The organism is Lacisediminihabitans sp. H27-G8 (assembly GCF_046156175.1).
Taxonomy (GTDB): domain Bacteria; phylum Actinomycetota; class Actinomycetes; order Actinomycetales; family Microbacteriaceae; genus Lacisediminihabitans.
The window spans coordinates 146,422-166,358 of record NZ_JAYLVL010000001.1; the positions used below are offsets into that span (position 1 = coordinate 146,422).

The following is a 19,937-nucleotide window of genomic DNA, read 5'->3' on the forward strand; positions in this document are numbered from 1 at the left end:
GCACGCTATCTGCCGAGCGAAGACGCCTCGCGTATCGACGCCGACACGGTGGCCCAAGTACTTACTGCGTAGCCGATTCTACAGGCAGCGGGTTGCGAATCAGCGGAGAGTCGCAGTCATCGGGGTCGCGAGCACCTGCGGCCGTACCGTGCGGAACAGTCCGGGGTTCACATCCAGCAGCACCCGCAGCACGCCGACCCACACCAGCGCGGAACCGAGGACGTGGATGGCCACCAGCGCGGCGGGCACTCCGATATTCGCCTGCAGCAGTCCGAGAGCGGCCTGCGCCACCGTCACCACGACGAATGCGATCACCCGGCGTCGTGCCAGGGACGTGTCCGATCTCGTCCGCAGGGACGCGTAAAGCGCGAGAGCGAGCAGGATGACCGCTGTTCCGAGCACCCCGTGCACGATCGCGACCTGTTCCCAGACGAAGCCCATGCGCGGCACATCCGCAGAATCACCCGAGTGCTGTCCGGAGCCGGTCACCAGAGTTCCGACCGCGATGAGCACGAAGGTGACCGCGACCAGCACGCCGCTGAGGGTGCCGGATGCGCGCCCCGCTGCCGCGGCGGGGACGTCGCTCGGCGCGATGGCCTGCCGCGCGCGGTGCCAGGTGAGTGACGTCGTCGTGAGAAGAGCGATCGCCAGGACGAAGTGCATCGCGACGACGTAGGGGTTGAGTCCGGTGAGCACGGAGATGCCGCCCGCGATCGAGTTGGCGATGACCAGCCAGAACTGCGACCAGGCCAGGCGGGTGAGGGTGCGGTTGCGGGGTTTCTGCAGCCGTGCCGCCACGATGGCCCAGCCGACGGCGATGATCAGGATTCCGGTGAGAGCCCGATTCGCGAACTCGATGAAGCCATGGATGCCCAGCTCCGGTGTGGTGGTGAACGACCCGGATTCGCAGGCGGGCCAGGTGGGGCAGCCGAGTCCGGATCCGGTGACGCGCACCACTCCGCCGGTGAGCACGATGAAGACGCTGACCACGAGTGCGGCCGTCGTGCCCCAGCGCAGTGCACGGGGGCCGAGGCTGTACCGGCTGGCCAGCCAGCTGAATGGGGTGACGATGGGTCGGTCCTCCGGAGGATGGGGGTCAGCGCACGAGAGCGAGCAGAGGGTCGATCCCGACAGCGAGGAAGAGCAGCGTGAGGTAGCTGATCGAGCTGTGGAAGACCCGCATCGGTTTGACGGTGTCGTGGCGGATCGCCATGGCGTAAAGGCGATGCGACTCGAACACGAACCATCCGCCGGCCAGGACAGCGACGACGGAATACAGGATCCCCATGTGCGCAACCGGGATGAGGAGGAGCGAGCAGGCCACTGTCGCCCACGCGTAGAGCACCACCTGCAGGCCGACGACCGTTCGACCGCGCACCACGGCGAGCATCGGCACGTTCACGGAGGCGTAATCGGCGCGATAGCGCATGGACAGCGGCCAGTAGTGGGGTGGCGTCCAGAGGAACACGATTCCGAAGAGGATGACCGGAGTCCAGCTGAGCGAACCGGTGACCGCGGCCCAGCCGATGAGCACGGGCATGCAGCCGGCAGCCCCACCCCACACGATGTTCTGCGGGGTGCGGCGCTTGAGCACGAGGGTGTAGACGAGCACGTAGAACAGGATGGCGACGAGCGACAGTGCTGCGGCGAGCCAATTGACGAGCAACCCGAGCACCGCGATCGATGCGGCCCCGATGACCCACGCGAAGACGAAGGCCTCCCGGTCGCTCAGTTCCCCGGTGACCAGTGGACGCTTGCTCGTGCGCTTCATGACCCGATCTATATCGCGATCGATGTAGCAGTTGAATGCTCCGGCGGATCCGGCGCTCAGGGCGCCCCCGACCAGCGTCCACAGCACGAGCCAGAGGTTGGGGATGCCGCCTTGCGCCAGGATCATCACCGGCGCTGTCGTCACGAGGAGCAGCTCGATCACCCGCGGCTTGGTGAGGGCGAAATATGCCTTCGACTTGCGGGCAAGACCGATGCGCTCGCTCGGTTCCCGAGTCTCTACCGCTACGTCCATTGCTCCTCTAACACCCGATCACATCCGCTAATTAGTGTAGGCGCCCCGGCTGGGAGCTCCTGTCAACCCCCCGGCCGCGCAGGGACGCATTCGAACGCTCGCTCACGGCTTTCTCTATACTTGACAGTGCCCGCACGCCGTGCCCCCAGCCCCCGCCGACCTCATTCGTCGCTTCGGTCTGCCCACAGCTCTGCCGATGTCGTCAGGCGAGCAAGTGTATTTACCTCAGGCGGTGTGACCCACCCGGGACAGACATCGTACGCAACAGAAGGGTCGAATTCTCGTGGCAGCTCTCCAATGGGATCCCATTGACAACACCGCCGTAGACACCGCTCGAATCCTGGCGGCGGACGCCGTCGAGAAGGTCGGGAACGGACATCCCGGCACCGCGATGAGCCTCGCCCCCGCCGCCTACCTCCTCTTCCAGAAGGTCATGCGCCGCGACCCGACCGACAGCACCTGGATCGGGCGCGACCGTTTCATCCTCTCGGTCGGGCACTCCTCTCTCACCCAGTACGTGCAGTTCTACTTCGGCGGCTACGGCCTCGAGCTCGACGACCTGAAGGCGCTCCGCACCTGGGGTTCGAAGACGCCCGGCCACCCCGAGTACGGTCACACCGACGGAATCGAGATCACCACCGGCCCGCTGGGCCAGGGCCTGTCGTCGGCCGTCGGATTCGCCTACGCCTCCCGCTTCGAGCGCGGTCTCTTCGACCCGGACGCCGCAGAGGGCACCAGCCCCTTCGACCACTACGTCTATGCGATCGCCGGTGACGGCGACATGCAGGAGGGCGTCACGAGCGAGGCATCATCTCTCGCCGGCCACCAGGAGCTCGGCAACCTGATCGCGATCTACGACAGCAACCAGATCTCGATCGAGGACGACACCAACATCGCCTTCACCGAAGACGTCAAGGCCCGCTATGAGGCCTACCACTGGCACGTGCAGGTGGTCGACTGGAAGAAGACCGGGCAGTACGTCGAGGACATCGCCGCGCTCAACGATGCCATCGAGGCGGCGAAGGGTGAGACCTCCAAGCCCTCCCTCATCATCCTCAAGACGATCATCGGCTGGCCGAGCCCGAAGAAGCAGAACTCGGGCAAGATCCATGGATCGGCGCTCGGCGCCGAGGAGCTCGCCGCCGTCAAGGAGGTGCTCGGTTTCGACCCGGAGAAGACCTTCGAGGTCGACCCAGCAGTTCTCGCCCACACCCGCAAGGCCATCGACCGCGGCAAGGCCGCCCACGCCGAGTGGAACACCCAGTTCGACGCCTGGGCTGTGGCCAACCCGGACCGCAAGGTGCTTCTCGACCGCATCCTCTCTGGCGACCTGCCGGAGGGCGTCGAAGAGGCCCTGCCCGTGTTCGAGGCCGGTAAAGAGGTCTCCACGCGTGCGGCCTCCGGCAAGGTGCTCAACGCACTCGGTCCGGTGATCCCGGAACTGTGGGGTGGCTCCGCCGACCTCGCGGAGTCGAACAACACCACCATCGAGGGCGCGCAGTCCTTCGTGCCCGCCGAGCACTCCACCCACGAATGGACCGGCAACAAGTACGGCCGTGTCTTGCACTTCGGGATCCGCGAGCACGCCATGGGGGCCATCCTCAACGGCATCGTCCTTCATGGAAACACCCGCCCGTTCGGCGGAACCTTCCTGATCTTCAGCGACTACATGCGTCCGGCCGTGCGCCTCGCCGCGCTGATGAAGGCGCCGACCATCTACGTCTGGACCCACGACTCGGTCGCGCTGGGTGAAGACGGACCCACGCATCAGCCCATCGAGCAGCTCGCGGCGCTCCGTGCCATCCCGGATCTCGACATCGTGCGACCCGGAGATGCCAATGAGACCGCGTGGGCGTGGAAGACGATCCTCGAACGTCGCAAGGGACCCGCAGGAATCGCGCTCACCCGGCAGAACATCCCTGTGTTCGAGCGAGGAGACGATGTCGCCAGCGGCGAGACCTTCGCTGCGGCGAAACATGTGGCCAAGGGTGCCTACGTGCTGGCAGAGGCACCGAACGGCACTCCCGACGTGATCTTCATCGCGACCGGCTCAGAGGTGCAGATCGCCGTTGATGCCCGCGAGCAGCTCAAGGCCCAGGGCATCAATGCTCGGGTCGTCTCGGCACCGTGCCTCGAATGGTTCGAGGAGCAGTCCGACGAATACCGCGAGTCCGTGCTCCCGAAGAGCGTGAGAGCGCGGGTCTCCATCGAAGCGGGACGCGACCTCACCTGGCGTTCCTACGTCGGCGATGCCGGCCGCAGCGTCTCGATCGAGCACTTCGGCGCATCCGCCGACTACAAGACGCTGTTCCGTGAGTTCGGGATGACCACCGAGCACGCCATCTCCGCCGCCAAGGACTCGATCGCCGCCGTCTAGGCGTCGAAAGATAAGGAAAACGATCATGACTGAGAACACCCCCACCGCCGCTCTCTCCGCCATCGGTACGAGCATCTGGCTCGATGACCTCTCACGCGAGAGGATCAACTCCGGCGGCCTGCAGAAGCTGATCGCCGACCGCAACGTGGTCGGCGTGACAACGAACCCGACGATCTTCGCCAGTGCGCTCGCCAAGGGCGAGGCCTACGATGCCCAGGTCGCCGAACTCGCCGCCGCGGGCAAGACCGTCACCGAAGCCGTCTTCGAGATCACCACCGATGACGTCGCCAGTGCCAGCGACATCTTCCGCTCGGTCTACGATTCGACCGCGGGCCGCGACGGACGCGTCTCGATCGAGGTCGAACCGGGCTTCGCGCACGACGCAGCCGCGACCTCCGACCAGGCCAAGCAGCTCTGGGCGAAGGTCGCCCGACCGAACGCCATGATCAAGATCCCCGCGACGATCGAGGGCCTCGAGGCGATCACCGAGACCATCGGATCGGGTATCAGCGTGAACGTCACCCTGATCTTCAGCCTCGAGCGCCACCGCGAGGTCATCAATGCCTACCTCACCGGCCTCGAGAAGGCCAAGGCGGCCGGACATGACCTGTCGACCATCCATTCGGTCGCGTCGTTCTTCGTCTCGCGTGTCGACACCGAGATCAACAACCGCCTCGACGCCATCGGCACTCCGGAAGCCGTCGCGCTGAAGAGCAAGGCGGGCATCGCGAATGCGCGCCTCGCCTACCAGGTATTCGAGCAGGCCTTCGACAGCGAGCGGGCCAAGGGCCTCATCGCTGCAGGCGCGAACGTGCAGCGACCGCTCTGGGCCTCCACCGGCGTGAAAGACCCGACGCTGCCCGACACGCTGTACGTCACCGAGCTGGCCGTCGCGAACGTCGTGAACACCATGCCCGAGAAGACCCTCGAGGCCACCTTCGACCACGGCGTGATCGACGGAGACCAGGTCACCGGCAACTACGACGACGCGAACGCCGTGCTCGACTCGCTCGACGCGCTGGGCATTTCGTATGAGGAGGTCACGGCACTGCTCGAGAAGGAGGGCGTCGAGAAGTTCATCGTCTCCTGGAACGAACTCCTCGACACGGTGACCGCGGCTCTCGAGTCGGCGAACGCCGAGGTGGCGAAGTGAGCTTCGACATCGCGGTGAGCGGCGCCGCAGCGGAAGCCGTCGACCGCATCGTGCCGCAACTGGTCAGCGACCTCGTCGCTTCCCGCATCGCCGACCAGGACCCCACGCTGTGGGGGACGGATGCAGAGGCAGAGGCCGGCAAGCGTCTCGGCTGGACCGAGGCTGTCGTCATCTCCGAGCCGTTGATCGATGACATCATCGCGCTCCGTGACAAGCTCCACGCCTCAGGCGTCAACCACATCGTGCTCGGCGGGATGGGCGGATCCTCGCTCGCCCCTGAGGTCATCACCCGAACGGCCGGGGTTGAACTGACCATTCTCGACTCCACAGATCCGGGACAGATCCTGGCAGCTCTCGCCGACCGCCTCGACACGACCGCCGTCGTCATCTCCTCGAAGTCCGGCTCGACGCTCGAGACGGCCAGCCAGCGCAAGTCCTACGAAGAGGCCTTCCACGGCATCGGTATCGACCCGGCCGAGCGGATCATCGTCGTCACCGACCCGGGCTCACCGCTGGATGCCTCCGCCCGCGCGGCCGGCTACCGAGTGTTCAATGCCGACCCGAACGTCGGCGGTCGCTACTCGGCCCTCACCGCCTTCGGTCTCGTGCCGTCTGGCCTCGCCGGTGTCGACATCCGCGCGCTTCTGGCGGAAGCGTCAGCCGTCACCGGCCAGCTGATGGTCGACCGGGTGGACAACCCCGGACTCGTTCTCGGTGCCGCCATCGCGGGGACCGTCCCGCTCAAGGACAAGGTCGGTATCGTCGCCGACGGAACCTACATCGTCGGGTTCGGCGACTGGGTCGAGCAACTGATCGCGGAATCCACCGGCAAGAGCGGCAAAGGCCTGCTCCCGGTCGTGCTCGACCTGCACTCCCCCGAGCTCACCGAGAACCTCGCCGATGTGCAGATCGTGCGCCTGGTCGAGAGCGCCCGCGCCACCAAAGAGGTGCGCGACGGGGAGATCGAGATCAGTGGAACCCTCGGCGCGCAGATGCTCGTCTGGGAATATGCGGTCGCTGTCGCCGGTCGACTCCTCGGAATCGATCCCTTCGACCAGCCGGACGTCGAGTCCGCCAAGATCGCAACACGCGCCCTGCTGGACTCGCGCCCCGAACCTGTCGCGCCCGCGTTCACCGCCGACGGCATCGAGGTGCGTGGATCGACCGAGTTGCTCGGTGGCGCGGATTCCGTGTCCGCAGCGATCGATGCGCTTCTCGCGCAGATCGGTGCCGATGGCTACCTTGCGGTGCAGGCCTACGTCGACCGCCACGCGAACCACGGGCTTGCGAAGCTCCGCGACATCCTCGCCGAGAAGACCGGTCGCCCGGTGACCTTCGGTTGGGGTCCGCGCTTCCTCCACTCGACCGGCCAGTACCACAAGGGCGGGCCGGCGATGGGTGTCTTCCTTCAGATCACCGCGACGGCTCCGGCCGACCTGGAGATCCCGGACAGCCCCTTCTCCTACGGCTATCTCATCCAGGCGCAAGCTGCCGGTGATGCCAGCGTGCTCGCCGACCACGGTCGTCCGGTACTCACCCTGACCCTCACGGACCCGGCACGGGATCTCGCGGCGCTCTTCAGCTCCATCGCCTGAACCCCAGCCGACCCTCGATACGAACTCGCTAGGAGTCGAATGTCCCCGGTGGAAATCACGCCGGAGTTCAACCCGCTGAGGTTGCCCTCCGACCGCCGTCTCAACAGGATCGCCGGGCCGAGCGCCCTGATCATCTTCGGAGTGACGGGCGACCTCGCCCGCAAGAAGCTGATGCCGGCGGTCTACGACCTCGCAAACCGCGGCCTGCTCCCCCCGGGCTTCGCGCTGGTTGGGTTCGCGCGTCGGGACTGGGTCGACCAGGACTTCGCCAAGGTCGTGCACGACGCGGTCGAGCAGTATGCGCGTACCCCCTTCGATGAGGACGTGTGGAAGCAGCTGGCCGAGGGCATCCGTTTCGTCCAGGGCGAGTTCGATGACGACAAGGCCTTCGCCGAGCTCAAGAACACCCTCGAGGAGCTCGACAAGACGCGCGGCACGATGGGCAACCACGCCTTCTATCTCTCGATCCCGCCCAAGTCGTTCCCGCAGGTCACCGAGCAGCTGCGTCGCTCGGGACTCGCCGACGAGGTGGATGGCGCGTGGCGCCGTGTCGTGATCGAGAAGCCCTTCGGCAGCGACCTCAAGACCGCCCGCGAACTCAACGATGTCGTCGAATCGGTGTTCCCCGCGGACTCAGTGTTCCGCATCGACCACTACCTCGGCAAGGAGACCGTCCAGAACATCCTGGCGCTCCGCTTCGCGAACCAGCTGTACGAACCCATCTGGAATGCCAACTACGTCGACCACGTGCAGATCACCATGGCCGAGGACATCGGCGTCGGTGGTCGGGCGGGCTACTACGACGGTATCGGCGCCGCGCGCGACGTCATTCAGAATCACCTCCTGCAGCTCCTGGCACTCACGGCCATGGAAGAGCCCGTCTCGTTCGCGGCGAAGGACCTCCGCGCCGAGAAGGAGAAGGTGCTCTCGGCCATCCGCCTGCCGAAGGACCTCTCTCAATCGACAGCCCGCGGCCAATACGCCAGCGGTTGGCAGGGCGGCGAGAAAGTTGTCGGATTCCTCGAGGAAGACGGCATGAATCCGCAGTCCCTCACCGAGACCTTCGCGGCCATCCGGCTGGATATCGGCACGCGCCGCTGGGCGGGAGTTCCCTTCTACCTTCGCGCCGGCAAACGCCTCGGGCGTCGGGTCACCGAGATCGCGGTGGTCTTCAAACGCGCGCCGCAATACCTGTTCGCCGAGAGCCAGACCTCTGCGCTCGGCCAGAACGCCCTCGTCATCCGTGTACAGCCGGATGAAGGGGTGACGATCCGCTTCGGATCGAAGGTACCCGGCGCCGGAATGCAGGTACGCGACGTCACCATGGACTTCGGCTACGGCCACGCCTTCACCGAGGCGAGCCCTGAGGCCTACGAGCGTCTGATCCTCGACGTCCTGCTCGGCGACCCGCCGCTGTTCCCCCGCCACCAGGAGGTGGAGCTCAGCTGGATGATCCTCGACCCGATCGAGGAGTTCTGGGCCACCCAGGGCCAGCCGGAGCAGTACCGCCCCGGCACCTGGGGTCCGAAGTCAGCCGACGACCTTCTCGCCCGCGACGGCCGCGTCTGGCGACGCCCGTGATCATCACAGTCTGGAGTCGTTCATGATCGTCGACCTTCCCAACACCACCACGAGCCAGATCTCGAAGACACTCGTCAAGATCCGAGAAGAAGGTGGCGCTGTCGCCCTCGGGCGTGTGCTCACCCTGGTGATCTCCACCAATCTCGGACACGAGGAGGAGGCGATCGAGGCCGCGAACGATGCTTCCCGCGAGCATCCGATGCGCGTCATCGTCATCTCGACGGGTCCCGACGGTGCCGCGGTGTCGGATGCACCACGGCTCGACGCCCAGATCCGTGTCGGTGGTGACGCCGGAGCGAGCGAGGTCGTCGTACTCAAGGCCTACGGCGACACCGCCTCGGACGAGGAGGGTCTCGTTACGGGACTCCTGCTTCCCGACGCGCCCGTCGTGGCCTGGTGGCCGGGTGAGGCTCCGAAGATCGCCTCCAAGTCGCCCCTGGGGCGCATCGCCCAGCGTCGAATCACGGATGCCGCAGCGCAGAGCGACCCGCGCGGATTCTTGAATCACCTCTCGCGCACCTACAGCCCGGGCGACACCGACTTCTCGTGGACCCGCCTCACGCTCTGGCGCGCCCAGCTCGCCGCCGTGCTCGACCAGCCGCCCTATGAGCCCATCACCGGCGTCGAGGTGCATGGCGCACCGGACTCCCCCTCGACCGGACTGCTCGCGGCGTGGTTGCAGATGCAGCTCGAGGTTCCCGCCCGTCATGAACTCGTGACGCCTTCGCACGGCTCGAGCGGGATCCAGGGGGTGCGGCTTCACCGGGCCTCGGGAGTGATCGAGCTCGAACGCACGCACACGAACATCGTCACGCTCGTTCAGCCCAACCAGCCCATCCATGACATCTCTCTTATCCGTCGCAGCCTGCGCGACTGTCTGGCCGAGGAATTGCGCCGACTCGACCCGGACGACCTGTTCGGGGCGGTGATCCAGCACGGACTGGCGGAGCTGGATGCCCCGACGATCACCGGATCCATCACGGTGCCGGAAGCATGAGCAACGCCCGACGCGTGCTTGTCCACGCGGACAAGAAGGCTCTCGCCGGATCGGTCGCGGCCCGCTTCATCACCAAGGTGGTCGATCTGCTCGACCAGCAGCCCCGCGTGAACATCGCCCTCACGGGCGGCACTGTAGGCAGCGCGGTTCTCGAGGCGATCAGCGAATCTCCCGCACGGGACAGCATCGACTGGTCGCGGGTGGTGCTCTGGTGGAGTGACGAGCGCTGGCTGCCCCGGGGGGATGCCGAACGCAACGACACGCAGGCGCGCGCGGCTCTTCTCGACCACGTCGCGCTCCGTCCGCAGAACATCCACTGGTGCGCCGCATCGGATTCGGGCCTCAGCCTCGAGGATGCCGCGACCGCCTACGCCGCGGAGCTCGCGGCTGCCGCGGAAGACGGCAAGGAGACGCCTCGATTCGACATCCTGTTCCTCGGGGTCGGACCGGACGGGCACGTCGCGTCGCTGTTCCCGGATGCCCCGGGCATCCGCGTCACCGAAGGCTCGGTCATCGCCGTCCGCAACTCCCCCAAGCCGCCGCCGGAGCGCCTCAGCCTCACCCTGCCCGTGATCAACGGCGCGGACCGAATCTGGCTCGCGCTGTCCGGCCCGGACAAGGCCTCTGCCCTCGGACTCGCCCTCGCCGGAGCGAGCACGTGGGAGGTGCCCGTCGCCGGTGTCGAAGGACGCTTGCGCACGGTCTTCTTCGTCGACCGGGAGGCGGCCGCCGAAGTGCCGGAAGACCTCATCGCGGCCGAGTACTGACGGCAGCCCTGGCGCCGGTGGCGTAGCGCCTGCCACGCGGGGTTGTTCGCGGGAGTCCTCCGAGACGGCGTCGTCCGCCGACGCCGGTCGGGGCGTCATCCGTCGCAAACTGTCCCGCTGGGTGCCCCTCGCGACGGATAGTGACGGCTCGGTCGCGCTTCGTCGTCGAACAGGGTCGCCGCGCAGTCGTCATCCGTCGCAAACTGTCCTGCGGGGTGCCCCTCTCGACAGATAGTGACGGCTCGGCCGCGTCGCCGGCGCTCTCCTGACGAGCTGCCATCGGTGAGAGGAGGTCATCTCGGGGCCTGTTCCCGGCGGTCCGTTCCGAGTTGGCCATCGCTGGATCCCGCGACGAGGGGGAGGAATTCGTCGGAAACTCCTCTGAGGGCAAGCTCGAGGTACATAGTGACGGGCGAGCCGAGGATGTCGCTGTGGCCAGTTCCCGAGCGCACCTCGAAGTTTCGCCATCTGTCGCAAACGATCCTGAAGCGGGCTGTTCGCGACACTTTTCGACACAGAGCCATCCCGGCGACGCCGCGCACTCTCGAGGCGCGGAAGTCATCCGTCGCAATCGGTCGCCTCGAGGCCCGCTCGCGACCATTTGTGACGGTCGCCGTGAAAAACCGGGTCCTCGCGACCGCCAGTCGCCGTCCAGCCAGTCACCGACCAGCCAGTCACCGTGCGGTAAGTCACCGACCAGCCAGTCACCGTGCGGTAAGTCACCGACCGGTAAGTCACCCACCAGCCAGTCGCCGACCGGTGCGTCGCCGCCCGAAACTCAGCAGCCCGCTCGTTCCGTCGGACTATGTGCGCGCGCTACTGGGGCGTGAGACGACCGCGACGTGCGCGGAGCTGTTCAAGCGCCTCGTCGAGGAGCGTTGCCGCTTCCTCTTCCGTGCGACGCTCTTTCACGTAGGCGAGATGGGTCTTGTAGGGCTCGACCTTGACCACCGACGGAGGATTCTCCTTGTCGCGACCCGCGGGAAGGCCGCAGTTCGGGCAGTCCAGGGTGGTGGGGATCTCGTCGGGCTCGATCGTCGCGAGAAAGTGGGGGCTCAGCTCGTGACCGTTCGCACACCAGTAGAAGACCTGGAGGCGTTCGGCGTGGAATCCACGGTCCTGCTCACCCATCGGACCGGCTCCCACGCGGGAACCACGAATAGCGCTGCCACCTGAAGCCATGGGTACGTCTCCTAGCCGGTTACGTCGAACTTGGTGATCAGACCGAGCACGATGATCGATGCGACCCAGATCAGCGCGAGAATCAGCGTGATGCGGTTGAGGTTTCGTTCCGCGACTCCGGATGCTCCGAGGTTGCTGGTCACTCCGCCACCGAACATGTCGGACAACCCGCCGCCGCGACCGCGGTGCAGCAGGATGAGGAGGGTCAGCAGAAGGCTCGTAATACCGAGCACCACCTGCAGGATGACCTGAAGAATTTCCACGAACAGCCTTTCTGGGGCGCGCCGATGAGGTCTATCGGGCGCGGTTCAGTATAACTTGCCGAGACGCTCGGCGACGAAACCGCCGAGCCGAGGCCGGCTCAGGTGCCGACGTGCTTCTGGAACTGCGCGATGCTCGAGAACTCAGCGAGGTCGAGACTCGCTCCACCGACCAGCGCGCCATCCACATTGGGCTCACGCATGAAGCCAGCTATGTTCGATGCCTTGACGGAACCACCATAGAGAATGCGAGTGGCGGATGCCGCCTCCTCGCCGATCAGCTCGGCGAGAGTCGCCCGCAGCTGGGCTGCGACCTGCTCCGCCTGCGCGGGAGTCGCCGCCTGCCCTGAGCCGATCGCCCAGACCGGCTCGTACGCCACGACGATGTTCGCTCCGGTCTTCACCGACGCGAGTGCCGCCCGCAGCTGGGCGACGGGAACCGCGCTCGGCCCGTGCTTCTCGAGGTCTTCCGCGGTCTCGCCGACGCACAGCACGGGAACGAGCCCGTGGGTAATCGCCGCGGCGACCTTCGCCGCGAGCTCCTCATCGGTCTCGTGATGGAGCGTCCGTCGCTCGGAGTGCCCGATGATCACGTACTCGCAATCGAGTGCCTTCAGAAAGGCTCCCGAGATCTCGCCGGTATAGGCACCGGAGTCGTGAGCCGACACATCCTGCCCACCGAACTTGAGGGAGAGCTTGTCGGCCGAAATGAGAGTCTGCACCGAGCGCAGGTCGGTGAACGGCGGGAAAATGGCGACCTCGACGGTGCCGTAGTCGAGCTTGGCGTCCTTGAGGCTCCAGGCGAGCTTCTGCACGAAGGCGATGGACTGCAAGTGGTCGAGGTTCATCTTCCAGTTGCCGGCGATGAAGGGGGTGCGAGTGGTCATGCTGCTGTCCATCCCAATACTTCGAGGCCCGGAAGGCTCTTGCCCTCCAGGAATTCCAGGCTCGCGCCTCCGCCGGTGGAGATGTGGCCGAACTGGTCGTCGGTGAACCCGAGCGCCCGCACCGCTGCGGCGGAGTCGCCCCCGCCCACGACCGACAGCCCGTCCACCTCGGTCAACGCCTGCGCGACGGTCTTGGTACCTGCGGCGAACGGCGCGAGCTCGAAGACTCCCATCGGACCATTCCAAAACACCGTCTTCGAAGCGCGGATGACTTCCGCGAAGCGGGCAGCCGTGTCCGGGCCGATATCCAGCCCGAGACCGGACTCGGCCCAGGGCGAGCCTTCGATGTCGTCGGCCGGCCGCACCTGATGTTCCGCGTCGGCGCCGAACTTCGATGCCACCACCACGTCCGTCGGGAGCACTATCTCGACACCGAGTTCTTCGGCCTTCGCCAGGTAGCCCTGCACGATCTCCAGCTGGTCGATCTCGAGCAGACTCGCGCCGACCTTGTGCCCCTGGGCTGCAAGGAAGGTGAAGAGCATTCCTCCACCGATGAGAAGGGAGTCGACCCGAGGGAGCAGATGCGCGATGACACCGAGCTTGTCCGACACTTTGGAGCCGCCGAGCACCACCGCATAGGGCTTGCTCGGGTTCTCGGTAAGGCGATCGAGCACGTCGAGTTCGGTGGCGATAAGGGTCCCCGCAGCGCTGGGAAGGAGTTCGGCGAGTTCGTAGACGCTCGCCTGCTTACGGTGGACGACTCCGAATCCGTCGGACACGAACGCGTCGCCGAAAGCAGCGAGCTTGCTCGCGAACTCGCGGCGGTCATCTGCGCTCTTGGCCGTCTCGCCCGCGTTGAAGCGCAGGTTCTCGAGAAGCGCGACGTCTCCGTCGGCCAGGCCCGCAACGGCCTCCGCCGCGGAACTTCCCACGGTATCCGACGCGAAGGTGACGGGCTTGCCGAGAAGCTCACTGAGCCGCTGGCCCACTGGAGCGAGACTGTACTTCGCGTCCGGTGCACCCTCGGGGCGACCCAGATGGGACACCACGACCACACGAGCACCGGCGTGGATGAGCAGGTTCAGTGTGGGCAGCGAGGCACGGATACGGCCATCGTCCGTGATCTGGGTGCCCTTGAGGGGCACGTTCAGATCACAACGGACGATGACCGTCCTGCCCGCAAGCGAACCGAGTGAATCGATCGTGCGGAGCGTCATCCGTCAGCCTTACAGGCGCTCTGCGACGTACTCGGTGAAGTCGACGAGGCGGTTCGAGTAGCCCCACTCGTTGTCGTACCAGCCGGCGATCTTCACCTGGTTGCCGATCACCTTGGTGAGTCCGGCGTCGAAGATGCAGGAGTGAGGGTCGCCCTGGATGTCGCTCGAGACGATCGGGTCCTCGGTGTAGCTGAGGAATCCCTTGAGCGCGCCGCTCTCGGACGCAGCCTTGTACGCCGCGTTGACCTCGGCGACGGTGACGTTGCGTCCGGCTTCGACGGTGAGGTCCGTGATGGAACCGGTGGGCACTGGCACGCGGAGCGCGTAGCCATCGAGCTTGCCGACGAGTTCCGGCACGACCAGGCCGAGGGCCTTGGCGGCACCGGTCGAGGTCGGGATGATGTTGAGGGCCGCGGCACGGGCACGGCGAAGGTCGCTGTGTGGGCCATCCTGCAGGTTCTGGTCAGCGGTGTAGGCGTGCACGGTGGTCATGAGGCCACGCTCGATGCCGAAGGCCTCCATGAAGACCTTTGCCAGGGGCGCGAGGCAGTTCGTGGTGCACGACGCGTTGGAGAGGATGTGCTGGGTCGCGGCATCGTAGAGGTGCTCGTTGACACCCATCACGAAGGTGCCGTCGTCGTCGGTCGCGGGCGCGGAGATGATGACCTTCTTCGCACCGGCCTCGATGTGCTTGGCTGCGTCCTTCGCGTTCGTGAAGCGACCGGTCGACTCGATGACGATGTCGACTCCGAGGTCGCCCCAGCCCAGGTTGGCGGGGTCACGCTCGGCGAGAACCTTGATGCGCTTGCCTCCGACGACGATGAACTCGCCATCGACCGAAACGTCCTCAGACAGGCGGCCGGCGACGGAGTCGTACTTCAGAAGGTGCGCGAGCGACTTGGGGTCGGTGAGGTCGTTGACGGCGACGACCTCGAGGTCTGCGCCCTGCGCGAGAGCCGCGCGGAGGTAGTTGCGACCAATGCGGCCGAAGCCGTTGATACCGATCTTGACAGTCAAGAGAACTCCTGTTGCTGAGGCGCGGTGACCGCGACTTTGTTGGGGGTGTTGTGCACTACGGGTGGGATCAGGGGTGCGGCCGGGATGACCGGCCACACCGCCCCGATTGCTGGACGAGCCAGATTTGCTATGACAGTACCAGCAGGCCGTTCGTCTTTTCGCGAGCAACATCGAAACGCTGCTGCACGTTCGCCCAGTTGGCGATGTTCCAGAAGGCCTTGACGTAGTCCGCGCGCACGTTCTTGTAGTCGAGGTAGTAGGCGTGCTCCCAGACATCCAGCATGAGAACCGGGACGGTGCCCGCGGCGAAGTTCGACTGCTGGTCGAAGAACTGGCTGATGAGCAGCTTCTCGCCGATCGAATCCCAGACGAGGGCCGCCCAGCCGGAGCCCTGCACGCCGAGCGCGGCGGCGGTGAAGTGTGCGGTGAACTTGTCGAACGATCCGAAGTTGTCGTCGATCGCAGACGCGAGCTCCCCGACCGGCTTGTCGCCGCCGTCCGGAGAGAGGTTGGTCCAGAAGATGGAGTGGTTCACGTGGCCGCCGAGGTTGAACGCGAGGTCCTTCTCGAGCTTGTTGACGTTGGCGAGGTCACCAGAGTCGCGAGCGGCCGCGAGAGCCGCGACGGCGGCGTTGGCCCCGGTCACGTAGGCCTGGTGATGCTTGGAGTGGTGAAGCTCCATGATGGCGCCGCTGATGCTCGGAGCGAGTGCTCCGTAGTCGTATCCCAGTTCGGGCAGAGTGTAATCGGCCATAGTGTGATCTCCTTTTCTTAGTCCCGTCGGCGCTTGAGATTCGCGGCGATCCGGGTCTGTTTTCAGTCTACCCGGCAAGGCGGAGGCACCCATCGGATGCTTGCCTCCCGGTCAGGTCGCGTTCAGAACCTGTTCAGGAGGCAGCCGCGCCCCGCGCTCACGCGTCTTCGTAGTCCGGGGGCAGGTTCGCGTCGGTGCCGGGGATCCCCAGATCGACGGCACGCTTGTCGGCCATGGCTAGTAGGCGACGGATGCGCCCGGCCACTGCATCCTTCGTCATCGGCGGATCCGCGTGGTGTCCGAGCTCGTCGAGGCTGGAGTCACGGAACCGCAACCGAAGGTCGCCCGCGTACCGCAGGTGCTCCGGCACGTTGCCGTCGAGGATCTCCAGTGCACGCTCCACGCGCGCGCAGGCCGCAACCGCAGCCTGGGCGGACCGACGCAGATTCGCATCGTCGAAGTTCACGAGACGGTTGGCGGTCGCGCGCACCTCACGGCGCTGACGCAACTCCTCCCAGTTGAGCACGGTCGAATGCGCGCCCATGTGCACGAGCATCGCGCTGATGGCCTCGCCGTCGCGGATGACCACCCGATGCACCCCGCGCACCTCGCGTGCCTTCGCCGCGATCTTCAGCCGTCCCGCGGCGCCGACGAGAGCCATGGCGGACTCGTTGCCCGGGCAGGTGATCTCGAGAGCAGCCGAGCGACCCGGATCGGTGAGTGATCCATGCGCGAGGAACGCACCGCGCCAGACGGCGGCGAGCTCTTCACGGCTGCCGGTGGTGAGTTTGTTGGGAAGACCGCGGATCGGCCTGCGACGGGCATCCAGCAGTCCGGTCTGGCGCGCCAGTGTCTCTCCCCCGTCGAGCACGCGCACGAGATAGTGACTCGTGCGGCGCAGTCCGGAAGCGGAGATCACAGAGATCTCGCTCTTCACGCCATAGAGCTCGGCGAGGTCCTTCCGCACGCGTCGGGCGAGCTGGGCGGTGTCGAGTTCCGACTCGACCGCGATGCGACCCGAGATCAGGTGCAGCCCTCCGGAGAACCGCAGGATGGTCGCCAGTTCCGCGGCGCGAACCGTGGTCTTGCTGACTTCGATGCGGGCGAGTTCGTCTTTAACGTCGGCGGTGAGAGCCAATCCGATTTCCTTTGCTTTCCGTTATTCGAGGATGGCGTGTTCGGGTCCCGCGGGATTCAGCCGGGTCCGGAGCCATCGAAGTCGTGATGGGAGCTCGCGCCCGAGGGCTATTCGCGTCCGAGGTCGCGATGCTTGATGCTGACGGCCACTCCCGGTTGTTCGCGCAGCAGCGCAGCCAGGCGCTGAACGACGGCCACCGACCGGTGCTTTCCCCCCGTGCATCCAATGGCGATCGTAGCGTGTCTCTTGTTCTCGCGCTGATAGCCGGCGAGCACCGGGGCGAGCGCGAGCACGTATTGTTCGATGAATTCCTGCGCGCCCTCTTGGGAGAGCACATAGTCGCTCACTTGGGCGTCGAGCCCGCTGAGAGCGCGAAGGGCCGGAACCCAGAACGGGTTCGGCAGGAACCGCATGTCGGCCACGAGATCGGCGTCTGTCGGCAGCCCGTACTTGTAACCGAAGCTCAGCACGGTCAGCTGAAGCCCCGGAGTGTCGGCGCTCGAGAAGGTGTCCGAGATCTTGGTCGCGAGCTGGTGGATGTTGAGATCGGAGGTGTCGACGATGATGTCGCTCGACTCGCGGAGTCCGAGCATCCGTTGGCGCTCCGCACCGATTCCGTCGAGCAGAGTGCCATCACCCTGCAGCGGGTGCGGGCGCCGCACCTGCTCGAACCGACGCACGAGCGCGGCATCCGTCGCCTCGAGGAACAGGACTCGAACGGGAGTCGCCTCGCGAAGTGCTTCGACGGTTTCTTCCAGGTCGGCGAAGAGCTTGCCTCCCCGCACGTCGACGATAGCGGCGACCTTGGGGAGATTGTTGCCGGCCTTGCCCGCGAGTTCGACCAGCGGACGCAACATCTGCGGTGGCAGATTGTCCACGACGTACCAGCCGAGGTCCTCGAGCGCATTCCCCACTGTCGAGCGGCCGGCACCGGACATGCCGGTGACGATGAGCACCTCCTGGTGCTGCTCGGCTCGGCGGTAGCTGTCCCCGGTCATCGCGTGGTCACGCATTCACTCCTGTGCGGTTGCCTGAGGGTCAAGCCTACCGACCAACTCACTCCCGGAGTTTTTCGAAGATCGTCTGGGCGATCACAGTGCCGACCCCCTTGACCTCGGAGATGGCCTCCGGCTGGGCGGCGCGAAGCTGGGTCACGGAACCGAAGTGTCGTAGCAGTTCCTTGACCCGGGCCGGGCCGAGCCCGGGAATCTCGGACAGCACCGAGCCGACGTCACGCTTGCGCCGCTGACGTTGGTAGGTGATTGCGAAGCGGTGTGCCTCGTCGCGGATCCGCTGGATCAGGAAGAGGGCGTCGCTGTTGCGCGGCAGGATCACCGGGTAATCGCTGCCCGGCAGCCAGATCTCCTCGAGCCTCTTGGCGATGCCGCACAGCGCGATTCCGGTGATCCCCGCGTCTTCGAGGGCGCGGGCGGCGGCGGCGACCTGCGGTTGCCCGCCATCCACGATGAGCAGGTTCGGGCGGTAGGCGAAACGCGGACGGGCCGGGTTTGCACCGGCCTCTGCGCTCTCCACGGTCACTCCGCTCTCGGCCTGACTCAGGGCCTCGGCCACGGCGGCAGCCGGATCGTCGTCGAGGTGCGCGAGCCGACGGGACAGGGTCTGGTAGATCGATTCCGTGTCGTCGGTGGACTCCGGGATGCTGAAGCGGCGGTACTGGTCTTTGCGCGGCAGCCCGTCTTCGAAGACGACCATGGAGGCGACGATGTTGGTGCCGCTCAAATGGGAGACGTCGTAACATTCCATGCGCAGTGGCGCATCGTCCATCCCCAGCGCCTGCTGGATGTCGGCCAGGGCCTGCGACCGGGCTACGAAGTCGCCGCTTCGACGCGTCTTGTAGAGGATCAGGGCGTTGCGGGCGTTGGTGGCGACGGTGAGGGCGAGTGCAGCGAGCTCGCCGCGCTGGGCCACACGGATGACCACCTTGCCACTGCCGACACCCCGTTCCGAGCGCAGTTCGGTGAGCCAGGTCTCGAGCTCTGCCACATCATCCGGCAATTCCGGCACCACGACGAGCCGCGGCGGATCCAGTTCGTCGTAGGCGTTGTGCACGACGGTCTCGACGAGTTCGTCCAGCTCGAGATCCAACTCCTTGTCCACGACCCAACTGCGCACACCTCGGATGCGGCCTCCCCGCACGGTGAACTGCTGCACCGCAGCGGCGAGCTCGTCGTGCGCGATGCCGAAGATGTCGGCATCCACATCTTCGGACAGCACGACGGTGTTCTTCGAGAGGGCCGTCTCCAGTGCGCCGAGCTGGTCGCGGAATTTGGCTGCCGACTCGTAATCCTGCACTGCCGCTGCGGCTTTCATCTTGCGAGAGACCTCGCCGACGAACTTGGAGTCGTTGCCGGCCATGAATGAGGCGAAGTCCAGGGCGATGGACTTGTGCTCCTCCTTCGACACTCGACCGACGCACGGAGCCGCGCATTTGCCGATGTCCCCGAGCAGGCATGGGCGTCCGGTCTGCTCCGCGCGCTTATAGGTGGATTCCGAACAGCTGCGCATGGGGAAGGCCTTGAGCATGAGGTCGACGGTCTCCCGGATCGCCCACACCTTCGTATACGGCCCGAAGTACCGGGCACCCTTGAGGTTGCGGTTGCGGGTGACCAGTACCCGCGGCACATCCTCGCCGAGCGTGATCGCCAGGTACGGATACGACTTGTCGTCGCGGAACTGCACGTTGAACGGCGGATCGAATTCCTTGATCCAGGTGAATTCGAGCTGCAAGGCCTCGAACTCGGTGCCGACGACGGTCCACTCGACGGATGCCGCGCTCAGCACCATGCGCCGGGTGCGCTCGTGCAGGCTCGCCAAGGGCGCGAAGTAGTTGCTCAGTCGAGCGCGGAGATTCTTCGCCTTGCCGACGTAGAGCACCCGCTGGGCGGCGTCACGGAAGCGATAGACCCCCGGCTGTTGAGGGATCTCGCCCGCCTTCGGGCGCCAAACGACGGTGTCGGACACAGCGGGC

17 protein-coding genes are annotated in these 19,937 nt (G+C 66.0%); 6 read left to right on the forward strand and 11 right to left on the reverse strand.

Annotated features, from left to right (window positions below; translation table 11 throughout):
• Positions 1 to 99: 99 nt before the first annotated feature.
• Together VLI63_RS00705 and VLI63_RS00710 are read right to left on the reverse strand one after the other, a co-directional pair.
• On the reverse strand, positions 100 to 990 hold the full coding sequence (locus VLI63_RS00705; protein ID WP_409154998.1) for a COX15/CtaA family protein: 891 nt from the start codon (positions 988 to 990) through the stop codon (positions 100 to 102).
• Between the two features lie 106 nt (positions 991 to 1,096).
• The gene (locus VLI63_RS00710; protein WP_409154999.1) at positions 1,097 to 2,023 is read right to left on the reverse strand and encodes a heme o synthase; all 927 of its coding nucleotides are present in this window, start codon (positions 2,021 to 2,023) and stop codon (positions 1,097 to 1,099) included.
• Positions 2,024 to 2,306: 283 nt separating this feature from the next.
• Between VLI63_RS00710 and tkt the strand changes: the two genes are divergently transcribed.
• From tkt to pgl, 6 genes are read left to right on the forward strand one after another with little or no spacing between them, the layout of a single operon-like run.
• On the forward strand, positions 2,307 to 4,400 hold the full coding sequence (tkt, locus tag VLI63_RS00715) for a transketolase (RefSeq protein ID WP_409155000.1): 2,094 nt from the start codon (positions 2,307 to 2,309) through the stop codon (positions 4,398 to 4,400).
• Positions 4,401 to 4,425: 25 nt separating this feature from the next.
• Positions 4,426 to 5,553 (forward strand): transaldolase, encoded by a 1,128-nt coding sequence (tal, locus tag VLI63_RS00720; RefSeq protein ID WP_409155001.1) that lies wholly within the window; start codon positions 4,426 to 4,428, stop codon positions 5,551 to 5,553.
• Entirely contained in the window at positions 5,550 to 7,148 is a 1,599-nt protein-coding gene (locus tag VLI63_RS00725) for a glucose-6-phosphate isomerase (protein ID WP_409155002.1), read from the forward strand. The genes tal and VLI63_RS00725 overlap by 4 nt, the downstream gene beginning before the upstream one ends.
• 39 nt (positions 7,149 to 7,187) lie before the next feature.
• Positions 7,188 to 8,729 carry a glucose-6-phosphate dehydrogenase gene (gene zwf / locus VLI63_RS00730; RefSeq protein WP_409155003.1) on the forward strand — a complete coding sequence of 514 codons (1,542 nt, stop codon included), beginning with the start codon at positions 7,188 to 7,190 and terminating at the stop codon, positions 8,727 to 8,729.
• Positions 8,730 to 8,751: 22 nt separating this feature from the next.
• Positions 8,752 to 9,726: a glucose-6-phosphate dehydrogenase assembly protein OpcA gene (locus VLI63_RS00735; RefSeq protein ID WP_409155004.1), complete on the forward strand. Its 975-nt coding sequence runs from the start codon at positions 8,752 to 8,754 to the stop codon at positions 9,724 to 9,726.
• Positions 9,723 to 10,493 (forward strand): 6-phosphogluconolactonase, encoded by a 771-nt coding sequence (gene pgl / locus VLI63_RS00740; RefSeq protein WP_409155005.1) that lies wholly within the window; start codon positions 9,723 to 9,725, stop codon positions 10,491 to 10,493. Before VLI63_RS00735 ends, pgl begins: the two co-directional genes overlap by 4 nt.
• A gap of 816 nt (positions 10,494 to 11,309) precedes the next feature.
• On the opposite strand, the gene VLI63_RS00745 is transcribed toward pgl, so the two are convergent.
• The 9 genes from VLI63_RS00745 to uvrC form a co-directional block, all read right to left on the reverse strand.
• Complete coding sequence (locus VLI63_RS00745) at positions 11,310 to 11,675, reverse strand: RNA polymerase-binding protein RbpA (RefSeq protein WP_409155006.1); 366 nt, start codon at positions 11,673 to 11,675, stop codon at positions 11,310 to 11,312.
• A gap of 11 nt (positions 11,676 to 11,686) precedes the next feature.
• On the reverse strand, positions 11,687 to 11,938 hold the full coding sequence (gene secG, locus VLI63_RS00750; RefSeq protein WP_185203850.1) for a preprotein translocase subunit SecG: 252 nt from the start codon (positions 11,936 to 11,938) through the stop codon (positions 11,687 to 11,689).
• A 98-nt stretch (positions 11,939 to 12,036) separates the two neighbouring features.
• The gene (tpiA, locus tag VLI63_RS00755) at positions 12,037 to 12,822 is read right to left on the reverse strand and encodes a triose-phosphate isomerase (RefSeq protein WP_354575455.1); all 786 of its coding nucleotides are present in this window, start codon (positions 12,820 to 12,822) and stop codon (positions 12,037 to 12,039) included.
• Positions 12,819 to 14,039: a phosphoglycerate kinase gene (locus tag VLI63_RS00760; RefSeq protein WP_409155007.1), complete on the reverse strand. Its 1,221-nt coding sequence runs from the start codon at positions 14,037 to 14,039 to the stop codon at positions 12,819 to 12,821. The genes tpiA and VLI63_RS00760 overlap by 4 nt, the downstream gene beginning before the upstream one ends.
• Positions 14,040 to 14,048: 9 nt before the next feature.
• Complete coding sequence (gap, locus tag VLI63_RS00765; protein ID WP_409155008.1) at positions 14,049 to 15,056, reverse strand: type I glyceraldehyde-3-phosphate dehydrogenase; 1,008 nt, start codon at positions 15,054 to 15,056, stop codon at positions 14,049 to 14,051.
• 127 nt (positions 15,057 to 15,183) lie between these two features.
• Positions 15,184 to 15,810 carry a superoxide dismutase gene (locus tag VLI63_RS00770; RefSeq protein ID WP_185203854.1) on the reverse strand — a complete coding sequence of 209 codons (627 nt, stop codon included), beginning with the start codon at positions 15,808 to 15,810 and terminating at the stop codon, positions 15,184 to 15,186.
• Between the two features lie 157 nt (positions 15,811 to 15,967).
• Positions 15,968 to 16,948 (reverse strand): DNA-binding protein WhiA, encoded by a 981-nt coding sequence (whiA, locus tag VLI63_RS00775; RefSeq protein ID WP_185203855.1) that lies wholly within the window; start codon positions 16,946 to 16,948, stop codon positions 15,968 to 15,970.
• A 107-nt stretch (positions 16,949 to 17,055) separates the two neighbouring features.
• A complete protein-coding gene (gene rapZ, locus VLI63_RS00780; RefSeq protein ID WP_409155009.1) occupies positions 17,056 to 17,961 on the reverse strand; it encodes an RNase adapter RapZ in 906 nt (301 codons plus the stop codon).
• A 43-nt stretch (positions 17,962 to 18,004) separates the two neighbouring features.
• Positions 18,005 to 19,930, reverse strand: a complete 1,926-nt coding sequence (gene uvrC, locus VLI63_RS00785; RefSeq protein ID WP_409155010.1) for an excinuclease ABC subunit UvrC — start codon at positions 19,928 to 19,930, stop codon at positions 18,005 to 18,007.
• Positions 19,931 to 19,937 lie beyond the last annotated feature (7 nt).

Coding starts and splice junctions, on each gene's coding strand:
- VLI63_RS00710 (WP_409154999.1), bottom strand. CDS start 2,023: ATGGACGTAGCGGTAGAGACTCGGGAACCGAGCGAGCGCATCGGTCTT.
- tal (WP_409155001.1), top strand. CDS start 4,426: ATGACTGAGAACACCCCCACCGCCGCTCTCTCCGCCATCGGTACGAGC.
- zwf (WP_409155003.1), top strand. CDS start 7,188: ATGTCCCCGGTGGAAATCACGCCGGAGTTCAACCCGCTGAGGTTGCCC.
- VLI63_RS00735 (WP_409155004.1), top strand. CDS start 8,752: ATGATCGTCGACCTTCCCAACACCACCACGAGCCAGATCTCGAAGACA.
- pgl (WP_409155005.1), top strand. CDS start 9,723: ATGAGCAACGCCCGACGCGTGCTTGTCCACGCGGACAAGAAGGCTCTC.
- VLI63_RS00745 (WP_409155006.1), bottom strand. CDS start 11,675: ATGGCTTCAGGTGGCAGCGCTATTCGTGGTTCCCGCGTGGGAGCCGGT.
- tpiA (WP_354575455.1), bottom strand. CDS start 12,822: ATGACCACTCGCACCCCCTTCATCGCCGGCAACTGGAAGATGAACCTC.
- VLI63_RS00760 (WP_409155007.1), bottom strand. CDS start 14,039: ATGACGCTCCGCACGATCGATTCACTCGGTTCGCTTGCGGGCAGGACG.
- VLI63_RS00770 (WP_185203854.1), bottom strand. CDS start 15,810: ATGGCCGATTACACTCTGCCCGAACTGGGATACGACTACGGAGCACTC.
- rapZ (WP_409155009.1), bottom strand. CDS start 17,961: ATGCGTGACCACGCGATGACCGGGGACAGCTACCGCCGAGCCGAGCAG.